Here is a 13798-nt window from a genome sequence, read left to right on the forward strand (position 1 = left end):
GCCTTAAAGCAAGTCTGTTATTTATAATCATTACAAATAAAAAAGTTGTTTTAAATTGGGTAATAATTAAGCATTAATTCGTAAATTTGCCCGATTTTTAGAATTCATTTTAAGTTTAAAATCGTCCATTTTAGGTGTATAAAATGAGCTCAACTTAACTAATCTTTAGTATATGTCAAAAGACATCAAAATTAAAAAGGGTTTAGATATAAAGCTGGTCGGTGAAGCCGAGAAGGCAACGGAAAATGCTATCGTAAGTAATTTCTATTCTATAAGGCCTGAAGATTTCCACAGTATTATTCCGAAATTAATTGCAAAAGAAGGTACACATGTTAAAGCGGGTGAAACCTTATTTTACAACAAAGACAATGAAGCAATGAAGTTTGTTTCTCCTGTTTCTGGTGAAGTAACGGAAGTACAACGTGGTCCAAGACGTCGCATAGACGCTATTAAAATTACAGCAGACAAAACTCAAGCGGTCGTAGATCACGGCACATTTGATTTAGCTTCTAATGCTGAAAAAACCAAAGCACATTTGTTAGCAACAGGATGTTGGGCTTTTATAAAGCAACGTCCTTACGATGTTATTGCAAAAGCAGATAGCACGCCAAAAGCTATTTTTATCTCAGGTTATGCAAGTGCACCTTTAGCTGCGGATTTAGATTTCACCTTAGCTGGTAAAGAAGCAGAATTGCAAGCCGCAGTAACTGCTTTGTCTAAATTAACAGAAGGTGGTGTTCATATTTCGGTAGGTAAAAATTCTAATTCGCCTTTGGCAAATCTAGAAAATGCTATTACGCATAAAGTTTCTGGGCCACATCCATCTGGTAATGTAGGTACGCTGATTAATAAGGTGAGTCCTGTTAATAAGGGAGAAACGGTTTGGACGGTTAATGCCCAAGATTTAGTAATTATTGGTGAATTATTATTAACTGGAAAGTTTAATGCCGAACGTGTGGTGGCATTAGCAGGATCTTCTGTTAAGAAACCAAGATATTTTAGAACTAAAATTGGCTCTGAAATCGCTACTATGGTTTATGATAATGGCGTTGAAAGAGATGGAAATGACCGTTTTATTTCGGGGAATGTGTTAACGGGAAAACAAATCGCTCCAGACGGCTATTTAGATTATTATAGCAACGTTATCACTGTGATTCCTGAAGGCGATGACTATGAGTTTTTTGGGTGGAACAAGCCTGTTTTTGATAAGGTTTCTACCTCGAGAGCATTAACTTTCTCTTGGTTAACTCCCAAAAAGAAATTCGATTTAGATACAAATACAAACGGCGAGCATCGTGCTTTTGTGATTACAGGAAATTATGAAGAAGTATTTCCGTTAGACATTTATCCATTACAAATTCTAAAAGCTTGTATGTATCAAGATTTAGATGAAATGGAAGCTTTAGGAATGTACGAAGTTGCACCAGAGGATTTTGCATTAACAGAATTTGTTTGTGTGTCAAAGCAACCACATCAAAAAATTATAAGAGAAGGATTAGACTTAATGCTTAAAGAGATAGGATAATGGGTTTAAAACAAAATTTACATAGTTTTAAGGAAAAGAATAAAGACAAAAAGTGGCTACCTGCTTTCAATGCCCTTTTTACGTTTTTATATATGCCAAATGAGACCACTCACAATGGAACTCATATTAAGGCAGCAGATGATTTAAAGCGTACTATGAATACCGTAATCATGGCTTTGGTGCCATGTTTAATATTCGGTATGTTCAATGCTGGTTATCAACATTATTTAGCGCTTGGCGTCATTGAATCTGCAGAAGGATTTCTAGGCGCATCGTTTTGGACATGGGATAACTTAGTTATTGGGCTTTGGAAAGTATTACCGTTGGTAATTGTGTCTTATGGTGTTGGTTTGGCGGTAGAATTTATCTTCGCCATTATTAAAGGACACGAAGTAGAGGAAGGTTACTTAGTTACGGGTATGTTAGTGCCTTTGATTGTTCCTGTTGATATACCACTTTGGATGTTATCGGTTGCAGTTATCTTTGGTGTTGTCATCGGTAAAGAAGTTTTCGGTGGTACAGGAATGAACATTTTGAATCCGGCATTAACCATTCGAGCGTTTTTATTCTTCGCTTATCCAACTTGGATGTCAGGAGATAAGGTTTGGGTACATGGTGCTGTAGAGCGTGCAGGAACACCAGACGCCATTTCAGGGGAAACCATATTAGGTAGTTTGGCCCAGAATAACGGAACATTGGGCTATGACCTTATGGATATGTTTTGGGGAATCATACCAGGTTCAGTTGGTGAAACTTCAAAATTCTTAATTGTTATAGGTGCCCTATTTCTTATTTTTACTAAAGTAGGTAGCTGGCGAATTATTATAAGCACCTTAATTGGAGCTTTGGCAATGGGCTTAATTTTCAATGGTGTTGTAGAAGCCGGTTGGATTGGAGATACTAGTAAATTCTATGGATTAATGAGTGTTCCATTTTGGCAGCATTTAATTATAGGTAGTATATTGTTTGGAGCTGTTTATATGGCAACAGACCCTGTAACAGCATCGCAGACCAACAAAGGGAAGTGGATTTATGGTTTCTTAATTGGATTTATTTCAATTATGATCCGTGTGTTCAATCCTGCTTATCCTGAAGGCGTGTTCTTAGCAATTTTACTAATGAACGTATTTGCACCAACTATTGATCATTATGTAATTCAAGGGAACGTAAAACGTAGAATGAAGCGTGTAAAAGTTAAAGCAGCATAATTATGGCATTAGACACAGAAAAAAATAGCTATACAGTCATCTTTTCAATCATTATGGTGGTTGTAGTTGGCGCTATATTGGCAGGTTTGGCTTCAGGTTTAAAACCTATGGTAAAAGCCAACGAAAGATTTGAAAAACAACAAAACATTCTTTACGCATTAGGCGTAAACAATAATGAGGGCGCGAATGATGTTCAGTTTATTTCAACAGATAACGTGGAGGAAGAATTTGAAAAATACATTAAGAAACAATATGTTTTTCAAGATGGTGAGCTAAAGGAAAATGACGAAGCTTACCTTATCGACATCAAAAAGGAAGAAACAAAAGCCAAAAAAGGTGATTATAAAAGACGGCTTCCAATTTTTGTCGGTGAGAAAAAAGATGGTCAAGAAGTCTATATAGTACCTGTAAGGGGAAAAGGACTTTGGGATGCTATTTGGGGCTTCGTGGCTTTAGATAAAAGCATGACCATTCAAGGCGTGTATTTTGATCACAAAGGTGAAACACCTGGTTTAGGCGCAGAGATTAAGCAGCGCTACTTTATGGATGATTTTACTGGAGAGAAGTTTTTAGATGGTGGTGTTTTTAAAGGGATATCAGTAGCCAAAGGAAATAACGATCCGAAAAACTTAATAAAAGACGACCAAGAGATTGATGCTCTGGCAGGTGCAACGATCACAGGAGACGGACTTGCTGTTATGTTAAGCAAGGATATAAAAATGTATATGCCTTATTTCAAGACCTTAAATTAATAGTGTATGGGACTTTTATCAAAAAAAGATAGTAAACTAATCATGGATCCCTTAGCGGACAATAACCCTATTACCATTCAGGTTTTGGGAATTTGTTCTGCATTGGCAATTACGGCGCAGTTAAAACCGTCTATTGTAATGGCGATTTCTGTTATGTTTGTTATGGGAGTTGGAAACGTGGTGATTTCATTAATGCGAAATATCATTCCATCAAAAATTAGAATTATTGTACAACTTATAGTAGTGGCCACTTTGGTGATTATAGTAGACCAAGTATTAAAAGCTTTTGCTTACACGCTAAGTAAAGAGTTATCGGTATTTATCGGGTTGATTATTACTAACTGTATTATCATGGGACGCTTTGAAGCCTTTGCTTTGGCCAATGGCCCGTGGAGATCATTCTTGGATGGTATTGGTAATGCATTGGGATACGGTGTAATTTTAATCATCGTAGGCTTTTTTAGAGAACTTTTAGGATCTGGAACTTTGTTCGGATTTAAGGTTCTTGGAGATCCTGTAGAAAAAACAGGTTTATATGCTATTGGTTACGAGAACAACGGTTTTATGGTGTTGCCTCCAATGGCGTTAATTGTGGTAGGTATTATTATCTGGGTACAACGTAGCAGAAACAAAGATTTAATCGAAGACTAAAAATAGTTGGCAGTAAACAGTAATCAGTAGGCCGTAAGCCATAAACTGAAGACTGCAAACTGAGGACTGAAGACTTATAATATGGAACATATAGAATTATTTTTTAAATCGGTATTTGTAGATAACATGGTGTTCGCTTACTTTTTGGGTATGTGTTCTTACTTGGCGGTATCTAAAAAAGTATCTACAGCTGTTGGCTTAGGTGCTGCTGTAATTTTCGTTTTAGCAATTACAGTACCTCTCAACTGGTTGTTGGATCAATATTTATTGCAAGAAGGGGCTTTAACTTGGTTAGGTGAAGAGTACGCGGATTATGATTTGAGCTTTTTATCATTTATCATGTTTATCGCCACAATTGCGACCATGGTACAATTGGTAGAGATTATTGTCGAAAAATTTTCACCTTCATTATATAACTCACTAGGTATATTTTTACCATTAATTGCAGTAAACTGTGCCATTTTGGGTGGATCATTATTTATGCAATCTAGAGAAATTGAAACGTTAGGTTTAGCCTTAAATTACGGCGTTGCTTCTGGAATTGGTTGGTTTCTAGCCATTCTTGCTATTGCAGCAATTAGAGAAAAAATTAGATATTCTAACGTGCCAGCACCATTAAGAGGTCTTGGAATTACATTTATTATCACAGGTTTAATGGCCATTGGTTTTATGAGTTTCGGAGGTATGCTTACTGGCGGTGAAGAGGAAGCGACTGAAGAAAGTAGGGAAGATACAGTTGGTATGGTTTCAACAACTGATACGGCTGACACTATTAAAGAAACAGATCTTAGTTTAGAAACAAAAGAAGGCACCAACAAACAGTAATACAGATTATGATATTAGCAGCAAGTACAATAGGAACAGTTATCGCCACAGTTGCGGCATTTTTAGTAGTTACGTTATTATTGGTAACATTATTACTTGTCGTAAAACAAAAATTGTCACCATCTGGTCCCGTTAAGATTAAGATTAATGGTGAACGTGAGATTGAAGTCGCTTCTGGAGGGACTTTATTATCGACTTTAGGAGGTAATAAAATTTTCTTACCATCAGCTTGTGGTGGTGGTGGAACCTGCATCCAGTGCGAATGCCACGTTTTAGAAGGTGGAGGCGAAGCACTACCAACAGAAACACCTCACTTTTCAAGAAAAGAATTAGCAGAGGGTGCACGTTTGTCATGCCAAGTAAAAGTGAAACAGGATATGGAGATTACCATTCCTGAAGAAGTATTTGGTATTAAAAAATGGGAAGCGACCGTAGTTTCAAACTATAACGTGGCCACATTTATTAAGGAATTTGTTGTGGAAATTCCAGAGGATATGAACTACAAAGCAGGAGGATACATTCAAATTGAGATTCCTGAGTGTGAAGTAAAGTATGCTGACATGGATATCACCGCACATCCGGAAGATCATCCTGGAGAACCGGATAAATTTAAAGCAGATTGGGAAAAATTTGGTTTATGGCCATTAGTGATGAAGAATGATGAGCTTGTTGAACGCGCCTATTCCATGGCGTCTTATCCTGCAGAAGGCAGACGTATCATGCTTAATGTACGTGTGGCAACACCACCTTTTGATCGTGCTAAAGGCGGTTGGATGGATGTTAATCCAGGTATTGCATCGTCTTATATATTTAACCAAAAAGAAGGCGATAAGGTAACGATTTCAGGACCTTATGGTGAATTCTTTATCAATGAGTCCGATTCTGAGATGCTATACGTTGGTGGTGGAGCCGGAATGGCACCTATGCGTTCGCATTTATACGAATTATTCAGAACTTTAAAAACAGGACGTAAAGTAACTTATTGGTATGGAGGACGTTCTAAAGCTGAATTGTTTTACATCCATTACTTTAGAGCATTAGAAAAGGATTTTCCAAATTTTAAATTTTACTTAGCACTTTCAGAACCTTTGGAAAGTGATAACTGGAAAGTTAAAAAAGACATCAATGACGAAGAAGGCGATGGTTTTGTTGGATTTATTCACAATTGTGTTATTGACAACTATTTGAAGCACCATGAAGCACCAGAGGATATTGAATTGTATTTCTGTGGTCCACCACTAATGAACCAAGCGGTTCAGAAAATGGGTGAGGATTTCGGAATTCCGGATGAGCACATTAGATTTGATGACTTTGGTGGATAATATTTCTGCGACTGCAGGAATCTCATAATCGAGAATCACTAAACATAGAAAAAGCCAGTACTTGCATAAAGTGCTGGCTTTTTTTATTTATAAAATATTATGTTCAGACCAATTCAAGTTCACTTGTAGAATCGTCAAATTCAAACAAAATAGAACAATCCATGACGTCATCGATACCATCAAATCGACATAATTGCGATACCACGGCACTTAAGCCATTAAATAGTTTAGTATCATTTACGCTTTCTGGTTTAAACAAACGTTGCTGAGCTGTGAAATGGTAACCACAACCTTTTAGAAAAGCACTTTCAATTTGCAGTACTTCAATAGGCGAATACCCATTAAATCGTCGACCTAAATTTTGATGCACCAATCCAACATAATTTAATTTGGTTGAGCCATGGCTATCTGTTAAATGTTTCCAACTGTCTTTGTTGTCCATGATATTACCAACTGCACATTGTTTGCAATCATCCGGATTTAAAGTCTTATTGTGGAATGCGGTGTATAATTTGTGGATGGCATGATCAAAGCGAACTGAGGTTTTCATAGCTGTAGGGTTTTCTTTTTCAAGACAAAAGATACAAAAAAATGAAATAACTTTGAAAATTTGAGATATTTCTAACAGGCGAAAACTCCTATTTATATTCCATAATCAAATAAACTGAAGTTGTTTCTCCAATATTTAAAACTTCGTGAGCGGTAATGGAATCTTTACTAAATGTATAACCCGTTGGGACGTTTACTTCTCGGGTTCCTGTTTCATCCGTTATTCTGAATTTTCCACCCGCTAAGGTGTAACCAACATGTGGATTATGGTAATGTTTTTCGTGACCAACACCTGGTTCAAAGGTGCATTTTAGCACTCTTAGTTCTTTATTGTCTTCCAAAACCTCACAGACTGCTTCGCCTTTCCAACCCGCTTCTAAAGGGTCTGGCAAAGGATTTTTGTTCTTACAACTTGAAAGTAATAGGGCTAGTATTAACAGAGGTTTTAAAATCGTTATTTTTTTAATTTTCATTGGTTTCAAATGTAGTTGAAATTATTCAGTTTAGTCAAAAATGGATTAGTTTTCTATTGGTTATTAGACGCCTTTATCTTTTAATTCGGATGCAATAAGTACTATTAAATTCTGCGATTTAATACCAAGAACTCGAATAAGTAATTGTTTTAAATCCTTTTCTTCTGAAATTAACAATTCAGATTGCTGTTTTGCTAAATTAGGTTTTCGTGCAAACTTTCTAGTATAGCGGTTTCTTCAATATTGGCTTTTCGGTTTTCATTCCAATTATTTATTTGCAACGCAATTAAAATCCCAATGACCACAAGTACGATTTCACCAATGGCATATTTAAAATATTTGGGTAGTTTTTCTTTCTGCGAGCAGGTTTTTTCGAATGTTTCTGAATAGTTTAATCATTGTCTTTCTTCTTCTTCTTCATAGTTTTCATAGTTATAAAAATAATAGTTAGTACCACTATAAATAGGCCTGCGCCAATCAACTCATTAGCAGGAAGACTTGATAAAAAATATAAAATTATGATAATGGCTAAAATAGGAACCGTCCAACCTCCTGGTATTTGAAATCCACCATCATAGTCTTTTTTAGATTTACGAAGCTTCATCACAGATAAGGCTACACCTAAATATAGAAATAACATAGAACTACTAGCTATGACTGCTAATTGTTCAAAACTACCAGAAACGGCTAAGATAAAACCGATAGTTGCATAAATGATAATGGCAATATGTGGTGTAGCAAATGATTTGTGAATTCTGGAAAGCGCCTTAATTGGTATGACTTTATCTCTGGCAAGTGCATAAACAATTCTTGGACTGTTAAGAATAGTGCCACTCATATAGCCAAACATAGAAATAACAGCACCAATAATTAAGAGTAGGTATCCAACATTTCCAAACACTACTTTAGCAGTTTCTGCAAGTGGAGCCGCTGTAAAATTTGGTAAAGTATCACCTAAAACACCCTGGGAATAGTTTGAATTAAGATATAGACAACTATCACTGTTGTAATACTTATTAAAATCGCTTTAGGAATTGTTCGTTTTGGATTTACAACTTCTCCACCAACGATAATTCCTGTTTCACAACCTTGAAAAGCAAAAAATAAAATAAGTGACGTTTCACTTAATGTTTTGAGGCTTGGTATGTGTTGAAAATTAAGATTGCCGATGGAAACATCTTTAAAGCCAATAGCAATTAATAGAAATAATGGTATTAGCTTAACAATGGTATTGAACTTTACTAAACCTATGCCTTGTTTTATACCAATAACATTGATGTAAACAAGGCCGTAAAAAAGTATAAATAAGAATATAAATCGTGGTAATCCGTTTTCAAATACTGGGTAGGCCGAGGCAATAACGTTTACCAAAGCGTTAGAAACTGCGGCATCTGCAAAAAGATTGCTTCCAACGGCAAAAAAACCGCCAATGAATCCTGCATAATCTCCAAAAGCGGTTTCAATATACGTATAGGGACCACCTGTATTGGTTACTTTACTTCCTGCTTCGGCGAAACAAAGCATAACCATTGCCATTAAAAAGCCACAGAAAAGATAGGCAATGATGCTAGATGCACCTAAATAGCTGGCTACAATTGCAGGTAGCACAAAAATACCCGACCCAATAATTATATTGACGATATTAGCCGATAAACCGAAAACGCCAATCTTTCGTTTTAACCCTTCGTCTTGTTGTGTCATAAATAATTTTTTATTTAAGATTTTTTAATCTTCAAAAATTTGCCATAGGTTAATTGTCTCCAAAGCCATTCCAATGGGCCATATTTAAAATAACTGAGGTAGAACGTGCTAAACACAACCTGAAGAAGAAAATAGCCTATGGCAACAAGTGTTAACATAGTAAATCCCAACTTACCTGCCCAACCAAAACCAATACCATAGAATAAGGTTATGCCAAAAACAGTGTGTAAGATATAATTGGTAAAAGCCATTTTGCCTGCAGGCGCAATCCACATCAATAGCTTCGGTTTTTTTCTAAAAAGCAGCGCAATTAATGCTGCATAACCCAATGCGGTTGGTACAGTTCCCAAAGCATAGCTTAGGGTGTTAAGAAAACTATTGATTTGATTTTGTTCCCCTAAAAACGAAATGTAGGCTCTCCAACCACTCAATGGTAAACCTAAAAGTAAACCGTAAAGTGCTATTTTTTTTAGAAGTATAACATTTTGTAAAAGATTTTCATTCATTATTTGTCGTCCAGCCCAAATACCGATAAGGAAAATTCCAAAAACCTTAAAAACTCGACCTTCTTGGAGAATCATTGACAGGCGCGTCCAGGAATTACCAAGGTTCATTTTAAAAAAATCAGACCAATTTTTATTGGTTAATTCAAATTCAATATCATTCCATAACTTACCTTGCCACTCTATTTGAGGATAGCCGTAGTTTTGCCATGAATCTATACTTTTTTGATGAAAGAAATCGGGATAATTTATTCCAAAGTAAGAAATAATGAACCAATTTATAATAGGTAGAAGAATGAGAATTGAAGCTAGCGTTAATAATGTCTTATCTGAAGCGTTGATAAACGGAATAATAGCGAAGCCTAAAAGCGCATAGAGGGTTAAAATATCACCAAGCCAAAATCCAATTAAATGAATTAACCCAAAAACCAATAACCAGAACATCCGTCTTGCAAAAAATGGAGCGAAAGGCTTGTTTTGAAGACTTAGTTTATGATATTGCACAAAGCAGCCTATACCGAACAGTAGCGAAAAAATAGAATAGAATTTACCATCAATTAATAAAAATGAAATAAATTCTAAAATTTTATCTGAAGGAAAGACAAACGCGGGATCCCTATAACTTTCTGAAAAAAAGAAAAGTCCTGAGAAGTAAACAATGTTCGCCATAAATATACATTGTATTGCAATGCCGCGAAGTACATCTAAAAAATGGATGCGCTGGTTTTGTTGTATGGGTTCTAAATGGTTTTGGTTGGTTAATTTAGTCATGATTTGTATGGTTTTTTAATAGGATGCCTTTTATTGTAACTAAGATTTCTCCATAACCATTCTAAGGGACCAAATTGAAAATAGTGTAACCAAATTGGACTTGCAATCAACTGAAAAATCCAAATTGAGAATACGATATACAAAAGTTCGTGACGCTGATATTCCCCGAACAGACCAAATCCTGCACCAGTAAATAAGAACAGGGCAAAAACGGAGTGCATCACATAATTGGTCAGTGCCATTTTACCAACCGCTCCAAGTGCTTTTTTCAATAATGCTAAAACAGGTAATTTGCAAAATAGCATAATGACCCCAATATGTCCCATAGCTACAGCAACACGACCGAGATCATATGTGATTTTAGATTTTGAAAAGCTCAACAGTGAAAAGTTGCTATCCATAATCATCTGTATTTCGTAAAAATTTATACTCAATCCTATACCATAGCCTACCAATATCATAATACTGTAGAAGCGATAGGATTTTACCGCAGACAATATTCTTAGCTTAAAAAATGCAATACCCAAAAGCATCATGCTCAAAATATCCCACACATCGTAACGGTAAAAGTAGTATTTTCCAAAATGCATATTAATTGGTGCTAAAAAGGCCACAACAGAAAAGTAATCGCTTTGCATATTTTTGTTGTGCTCAGCTATTCCTTCTGGCGAGCGTTCTCTTTGGCGTTTTTCCCACTTTGCGGTAGCTTTTTTTAAGTCGTTAGTAAGTACTTTGCCCTCCTTTTTATACTGCGCAGCTAATTCGACATTTTCCATAAATTTGACGTCAGATTTATAGTCGCCATAATTCCAAAGTGTGCCTGCAGAAAATAGTAAAATGGCTATTATGATTAATTTTTTAGGCGCCAAACTTCTAAAGGAATACACCAAAAATCCCATGAGCGAATAACTGAATAAAATTTCGCCAACCCATAGGATTAAATAGGCATGAATGAGTCCGAAAACCAACAACCACATTAAGCGTCTAAAATAAATGTCTGCGGCTTTGATACCTGCACCTTTCTTCTCCAAACGGTCTAAAAGAATAAACATACCTGCACCAAATAATAGTGAAAACAAGGCGCGCATAGTCCCTTCAAAAAGCACATTTGTGGTAATCCATGTGTAAAGATCCCAACCTTTGGCACCACCTGAAACTGTTGGGTCTTCATAGGCATGTGCTAATGCCATGCCGTTAATATTCATTAATAAAATTCCGAAAAGTACAATACCACGCATTACATCTAAGGATTGAATACGCTCGATTGCTTTTAATGGTGTTAATGATGTTGCAGTTGTTGCCATTTGTTGATTGGTTTTGGTTGTTTATTAATCGTGAAAAGTGCCATCATCCACATCCTTTATAAACTGGATCAATCCAGAGAAATACGCTTCAGGATCATCATATTGCGAAACATGTCCCGAATTTGTGGTTAAACTTCTGCCGTTTTGCACTTCGGTACTCATCCATTCCATATAATTTGGATCCATAGTGTCGTGTGTACCACCAATCATTAAGGTTGGTATCTTTAATTCTTTCAGTCTATGAGAAACATCCCATCCTTTCAGCGTTGCATTTCCTGTGACACCAAATTCACTGTAGCCTTGCATATAGATATAAATGTTGGGATTGAGATGAGAGAAAGCACGATTGATAAACTCTGGCCATTCGTCCAAGGGTTTGCGCAAAATATGCTTGGTATAGTAGTGTTGCATCACAAGTTGGGAATAGCGTGGGTTTCCGAAATCTTCCGCAGCCTCCAAGGCCTTTATTTCTTTAAAAACGTCTGGTGGTAGTTGTGGACCCAAAACTTCAGCAGCATATTTTTCATATTCAGGAATGCTTGCCATCATATTGGCGATGATCAATCCTTTTAGATTATCTTGATATTTCAACGCATATTCCATAGCGAGAATGCCACCCCAAGACTGACCTAGTAAATAGAAATTGTCTTTATTGAGGTTTAAGGCACGTCGAACCTGTTCTACTTCTTCCACAAAGTGTTCGGTAGTCCATAAAGTGGAGTCGTTGGGTTTGTCACTATAATACGAATCTAGCTGATCGTAATAAATGTATTCTATTTCTTCATTAGGAAGATAGCCATCAAAATTCTCAAAAAACTCATGAGTGCCACCAGGACCACCATGAAGCAATAGCACTTTCATTTTCGGATTGTTTCCCATTCGTTTTGTAAAAACGTTGAATGTGCCTTTTGCAGTTTCAATGGGAATCATTGTTATGCCACCTGTATTTTGGTCATCGCTGTTGGAATAATCGAAGTAGGATGATTTTGTTTCCTTTGCGCGAGTTGTATTTTCGGTTTTTTTATTGCAAGAACAGAAGGTGCAAATGAAGGCGATGAGTAGGAACGTTTTGGTTTTCATAGTATCTTTCATTAACGTTTATATTTACTCGGCATCTGCTAATTTCTTAGTATCTGCATATTGCTGGAACTGAATTATTTTTCCATCCTTGAGTGTCCAATGGTGGGCGACTTGTACAGTGTATTCTTTGTCGTCCATAGAAGTAATCATGTAGTACAAAGTTGCCAATACTTGATTATTACTCATTTCGTGTAATTTTACATTTTTTAATGTGAACGACTTGTAAAGCTCTCCAATTTTAAGGAAAACACCATTTAAAACCGCTTCTGGACCGATATAAGGATTTCCAACTGCTAAAGAATTGCTTTCGGCTTCATTCCATATAATTTTTGTATCCATTAAGCTTAAAACTGTGGGAATATCTCCTTTTGAAAAAGCTTGGTAAAGACTATCAATGACTTTTAAATTGATGTCATTGGTTTTTGTGTCTTGCGCAACACCGTTTATGGTAATTGCAAAAAGTAAAATTGTAGTTAATAATAGTTTCATTGTGTTGATATTTAATGGTTTGGTAATTGTTTCTTTATTTTGATTTATGTACTTCCAACTCAATTTCAATCATAAATTCTGGAACAGCCAATTCCTTTACACCAAGCCAAGAACCTGTTGGGAAATGGTTTTTATAGATTTCGGTTCTATAAGTGGCAGCTTCCAGAAACTTTTGCATGTCTGTGGTAAATACATCTTCTTTGACGACATCGTTGAAAGTACAACCATAATGCGTTAGGATTTTTTCTAAATCGGCATAGCAGTTCTTCATTTGTTGCGCTAAATCTCCAACGGCAGTTGGGTTGCCTTCATCATCCATACTCACGGCTCCAGATACTTTAATGGAATTTCCGATTTTTACAGCATGCGAATAACCGTAAGCTTTTTCAACTTCTGGACGTAGCAAAAAGTATTCTGGTTTTTCATCTCTAATAGTGATTTCTTTTTCAAGGGCATTAGATGCTTCTTTCGATTTTTGATCGCAACTCTGTATGGTAAAAGCCCCTATAAATAATGGGAAGAATAAGGTTGCTAATTTTAATATTATTCTTTGTTTCATGATGTTGTAAAAGTTTAAGTTTTAACCTTTAGTATGAAATAAAGCTAACCTCTGTAAATAAAAGTTAGCTTTATGTTCATTTTTGG

16 protein-coding genes are annotated in these 13798 nt (G+C 36.0%); 6 read left to right on the top strand and 10 right to left on the bottom strand.

The window, feature by feature from the left end:
• Nucleotides 1-172: 172 nt before the first annotated feature.
• From HM987_RS02915 to nqrF, 6 genes are all read left to right on the top strand, one after another.
• Nucleotides 173-1525 (top strand): Na(+)-translocating NADH-quinone reductase subunit A, encoded by a 1353-nt coding sequence (locus HM987_RS02915; RefSeq protein ID WP_179005068.1) that lies wholly within the window; start codon nucleotides 173-175, stop codon nucleotides 1523-1525.
• Entirely contained in the window at nucleotides 1525-2733 is a 1209-nt protein-coding gene (locus HM987_RS02920) for an NADH:ubiquinone reductase (Na(+)-transporting) subunit B (protein ID WP_179005070.1), read from the top strand. Before HM987_RS02915 ends, HM987_RS02920 begins: the two co-directional genes overlap by 1 nt.
• Nucleotides 2734-2735: 2 nt before the next feature.
• Nucleotides 2736-3485: a Na(+)-translocating NADH-quinone reductase subunit C gene (locus HM987_RS02925; RefSeq protein ID WP_179005072.1), complete on the top strand. Its 750-nt coding sequence runs from the start codon at nucleotides 2736-2738 to the stop codon at nucleotides 3483-3485.
• 6 nt (nucleotides 3486-3491) lie between these two features.
• On the top strand, nucleotides 3492-4136 hold the full coding sequence (locus HM987_RS02930; RefSeq protein ID WP_179005074.1) for an NADH:ubiquinone reductase (Na(+)-transporting) subunit D: 645 nt from the start codon (nucleotides 3492-3494) through the stop codon (nucleotides 4134-4136).
• 81 nt (nucleotides 4137-4217) lie between these two features.
• Nucleotides 4218-4961 carry an NADH:ubiquinone reductase (Na(+)-transporting) subunit E gene (nqrE, locus tag HM987_RS02935; protein WP_218645608.1) on the top strand — a complete coding sequence of 248 codons (744 nt, stop codon included), beginning with the start codon at nucleotides 4218-4220 and terminating at the stop codon, nucleotides 4959-4961.
• Nucleotides 4962-4969: 8 nt separating this feature from the next.
• Nucleotides 4970-6283 (top strand): NADH:ubiquinone reductase (Na(+)-transporting) subunit F, encoded by a 1314-nt coding sequence (gene nqrF / locus HM987_RS02940; protein ID WP_179005076.1) that lies wholly within the window; start codon nucleotides 4970-4972, stop codon nucleotides 6281-6283.
• A 103-nt stretch (nucleotides 6284-6386) separates the two neighbouring features.
• Here nqrF and HM987_RS02945 read toward each other — a convergent pair whose 3' ends face one another.
• From HM987_RS02945 to HM987_RS02980, 10 genes are all read right to left on the bottom strand, one after another.
• Nucleotides 6387-6833: a Na(+)-translocating NADH-quinone reductase subunit F gene (locus HM987_RS02945; protein ID WP_179005078.1), complete on the bottom strand. Its 447-nt coding sequence runs from the start codon at nucleotides 6831-6833 to the stop codon at nucleotides 6387-6389.
• An 88-nt stretch (nucleotides 6834-6921) separates the two neighbouring features.
• The gene (locus HM987_RS02950) at nucleotides 6922-7305 is read right to left on the bottom strand and encodes a cupin domain-containing protein (protein WP_179005080.1); all 384 of its coding nucleotides are present in this window, start codon (nucleotides 7303-7305) and stop codon (nucleotides 6922-6924) included.
• A gap of 194 nt (nucleotides 7306-7499) precedes the next feature.
• Complete coding sequence (locus HM987_RS19735; RefSeq protein ID WP_370622839.1) at nucleotides 7500-7610, bottom strand: DUF6090 family protein; 111 nt, start codon at nucleotides 7608-7610, stop codon at nucleotides 7500-7502.
• An 86-nt stretch (nucleotides 7611-7696) separates the two neighbouring features.
• Nucleotides 7697-8206 (bottom strand): APC family permease, encoded by a 510-nt coding sequence (locus HM987_RS19660; RefSeq protein ID WP_256867358.1) that lies wholly within the window; start codon nucleotides 8204-8206, stop codon nucleotides 7697-7699.
• A 53-nt stretch (nucleotides 8207-8259) separates the two neighbouring features.
• Nucleotides 8260-9006, bottom strand: a complete 747-nt coding sequence (locus tag HM987_RS19665; protein WP_256867359.1) for an APC family permease — start codon at nucleotides 9004-9006, stop codon at nucleotides 8260-8262.
• Between the two features lie 14 nt (nucleotides 9007-9020).
• The gene (locus tag HM987_RS02960) at nucleotides 9021-10280 is read right to left on the bottom strand and encodes a DUF418 domain-containing protein (RefSeq protein WP_179005082.1); all 1260 of its coding nucleotides are present in this window, start codon (nucleotides 10278-10280) and stop codon (nucleotides 9021-9023) included.
• A complete protein-coding gene (locus HM987_RS02965; RefSeq protein WP_179005084.1) occupies nucleotides 10277-11584 on the bottom strand; it encodes a DUF418 domain-containing protein in 1308 nt (435 codons plus the stop codon). The genes HM987_RS02960 and HM987_RS02965 overlap by 4 nt, the downstream gene beginning before the upstream one ends.
• Before the next feature lie 24 nt (nucleotides 11585-11608).
• On the bottom strand, nucleotides 11609-12676 hold the full coding sequence (locus HM987_RS02970) for a proline iminopeptidase-family hydrolase (protein WP_229724571.1): 1068 nt from the start codon (nucleotides 12674-12676) through the stop codon (nucleotides 11609-11611).
• A 12-nt stretch (nucleotides 12677-12688) separates the two neighbouring features.
• Nucleotides 12689-13153 carry a nuclear transport factor 2 family protein gene (locus HM987_RS02975; RefSeq protein ID WP_179005086.1) on the bottom strand — a complete coding sequence of 155 codons (465 nt, stop codon included), beginning with the start codon at nucleotides 13151-13153 and terminating at the stop codon, nucleotides 12689-12691.
• 34 nt (nucleotides 13154-13187) lie between these two features.
• Nucleotides 13188-13712 (bottom strand): RidA family protein, encoded by a 525-nt coding sequence (locus tag HM987_RS02980; protein ID WP_179005088.1) that lies wholly within the window; start codon nucleotides 13710-13712, stop codon nucleotides 13188-13190.
• Nucleotides 13713-13798: the final 86 nt, after the last annotated feature.

Origin of the sequence: Winogradskyella forsetii (assembly GCF_013394595.1) — a bacterium.
In the GTDB taxonomy this organism is placed as follows: Bacteria; Bacteroidota; Bacteroidia; order Flavobacteriales; family Flavobacteriaceae; genus Winogradskyella; species Winogradskyella forsetii.

Coding starts and splice junctions, on each gene's coding strand:
- HM987_RS02920 (WP_179005070.1), top strand. CDS start 1,525: ATGGGTTTAAAACAAAATTTACATAGTTTTAAGGAAAAGAATAAAGAC.
- HM987_RS02945 (WP_179005078.1), bottom strand. CDS start 6,833: ATGAAAACCTCAGTTCGCTTTGATCATGCCATCCACAAATTATACACC.
- nqrF (WP_179005076.1), top strand. CDS start 4,970: ATGATATTAGCAGCAAGTACAATAGGAACAGTTATCGCCACAGTTGCG.
- HM987_RS02960 (WP_179005082.1), bottom strand. CDS start 10,280: ATGACTAAATTAACCAACCAAAACCATTTAGAACCCATACAACAAAAC.
- HM987_RS02915 (WP_179005068.1), top strand. CDS start 173: ATGTCAAAAGACATCAAAATTAAAAAGGGTTTAGATATAAAGCTGGTC.
- HM987_RS02980 (WP_179005088.1), bottom strand. CDS start 13,712: ATGAAACAAAGAATAATATTAAAATTAGCAACCTTATTCTTCCCATTA.
- HM987_RS02970 (WP_229724571.1), bottom strand. CDS start 12,676: ATGAAAGATACTATGAAAACCAAAACGTTCCTACTCATCGCCTTCATT.
- HM987_RS19665 (WP_256867359.1), bottom strand. CDS start 9,006: ATGACACAACAAGACGAAGGGTTAAAACGAAAGATTGGCGTTTTCGGT.
- nqrE (WP_218645608.1), top strand. CDS start 4,218: ATGGAACATATAGAATTATTTTTTAAATCGGTATTTGTAGATAACATG.
- HM987_RS02950 (WP_179005080.1), bottom strand. CDS start 7,305: ATGAAAATTAAAAAAATAACGATTTTAAAACCTCTGTTAATACTAGCC.
- HM987_RS02965 (WP_179005084.1), bottom strand. CDS start 11,584: ATGGCAACAACTGCAACATCATTAACACCATTAAAAGCAATCGAGCGT.
- HM987_RS02925 (WP_179005072.1), top strand. CDS start 2,736: ATGGCATTAGACACAGAAAAAAATAGCTATACAGTCATCTTTTCAATC.
- HM987_RS02930 (WP_179005074.1), top strand. CDS start 3,492: ATGGGACTTTTATCAAAAAAAGATAGTAAACTAATCATGGATCCCTTA.
- HM987_RS02975 (WP_179005086.1), bottom strand. CDS start 13,153: ATGAAACTATTATTAACTACAATTTTACTTTTTGCAATTACCATAAAC.